Origin of the sequence: Pseudomonas reactans, assembly GCF_013387025.1 — a bacterium.
Taxonomy (GTDB): domain Bacteria; phylum Pseudomonadota; class Gammaproteobacteria; order Pseudomonadales; family Pseudomonadaceae; genus Aquipseudomonas; species Aquipseudomonas reactans.
On record NZ_JACAQP010000199.1, the window covers coordinates 1 to 374 of the forward strand.

The 374-nt window shown below is 45.2% G+C and carries 1 protein-coding gene; it reads right to left on the bottom strand.

Annotation, left to right across the window (positions count from 1 at the left end; translation table 11 throughout):
* Positions 1-374: reverse transcriptase domain-containing protein (locus HX793_RS32350; RefSeq protein ID WP_178905634.1), on the bottom strand; the 374-nt coding region annotated here is incomplete at both ends.

Here is a 374-nt window from a genome sequence, read left to right on the forward strand (position 1 = left end):
CGTTTTGACATCCAAGTGGTGAAGTTCCCACCCATTAGTAGCGGCTAAGGCAATGAGAAACCTGATGGTTTCAATTCGAGCTACCGGAGCAAATACTTCTTGGAAATCAATGCCAGGTTGTTGTACGTACCCTTTAGCAACCAACCTTGCCTTGTGTTTGTTTATGGTGCCATCTGCATTTTTCTTCAGCTTGAACACCCATTTGAGTCCAATTGGCTTCACCCCCATAGGCTTGTTCACGAGAGTCCACGTATTATTCTTGTTGATTGAACTGATTTCCGCATTCATGGCTTTAACCCACTCCGGTTCTTTCTTCGCCTCTTCAACCGATACTGGTTCGTCACTGGTTGTTAGGAGAAGTTCTTCCAGGTTGT